This window comes from Neobacillus drentensis NBRC 102427 (genome assembly GCF_001591445.1).
Classification (GTDB): Bacteria; Bacillota; Bacilli; order Bacillales; family Cytobacillaceae; genus Neobacillus; species Neobacillus drentensis.
In genome coordinates this window covers 1-710 of sequence record NZ_BCUX01000145.1, presented here as the reverse complement: position 1 = coordinate 710, position 710 = coordinate 1, and the positions used below count along the sequence as shown (strand labels likewise).

Genomic DNA, 710 nt, shown 5'->3' with positions numbered 1-710 from the left:
TAGTATCTTTCTATAGCTCTGTGTTGATTAGTCCTCACTTGTATTTAAATAAGGACTGCCGCCAGCGTAATTAGACTGTGTTGAAGGATCCTCACTTGTGTCTAAAAAAGGATTGCCACCAGCATAATTAGCCTGTGTTGAAGGATTCTTACTTGGATCTAAATATGGAATGACTTCAACATTTCTTGATTGTTTTTGACCTTGTTCTCGCATAAAATTCACCTCCGTTATTATATGGTGTGTGGTTGTGGAGATAAATATCAGGTAGTATGGAGGGAATTTGAAAAAACAATATGGAGAAATCATCGCAGTCGTGGTTGCTGATATTTTCTTATTCAGCTAACGGGGCAGTTAGTACAGGAACAATGTTATAATGTGGATGGGTAAATTTGGTTATTTTTTTTCGAGGAGGTGGAGAGATGGCTATATGGAAAATGTATTTAATTACTATTATTGAAATTATTCTATTTTTAGTTGTTGGTTTTTTATTAACTGATAATGTTCTTAAATATGTTTATGAAAGTTCTGGAATTAGATTTATAGGAAGCGTTTGGGTAGTATGGTTTGGTATATCATTTATGCTTTTTGGATTATATACAATCGTACTCTCCTTTTTTGTGTCAAAAGAAAGTCGGTTACTGAAGGAAAGATTAACCTCAAAAACATTTTGGGTAATTGTTATTGCTTCTACTGTCGGAGTTTTTGTTCCA

Annotated in this window: 2 protein-coding genes; one reads left to right on the top strand and one right to left on the bottom strand. The window is 33.7% G+C overall.

Translation table 11 applies throughout. The annotated features are described in order from the left end of the window. Window positions 1–27: 27 nt before the first annotated feature. Window positions 28–213, bottom strand: a complete 186-nt coding sequence (locus BDR01S_RS24595; RefSeq protein ID WP_066255742.1) for a hypothetical protein — start codon at window positions 211–213, stop codon at window positions 28–30. A gap of 206 nt (window positions 214–419) precedes the next feature. Between BDR01S_RS24595 and BDR01S_RS24590 the strand changes: the two genes are divergently transcribed. Next, window positions 420–710 (top strand): hypothetical protein (locus tag BDR01S_RS24590; protein WP_066363413.1); only part of this gene is annotated, 291 nt, incomplete at its 3' end.

What these genes read in the sequence shown, in the direction of transcription:
- BDR01S_RS24595 (WP_066255742.1), bottom strand. Translation starts at nt 213, where the DNA reads ATGCGAGAACAAGGTCAAAAACAATCAAGAAATGTTGAAGTCATTCCA.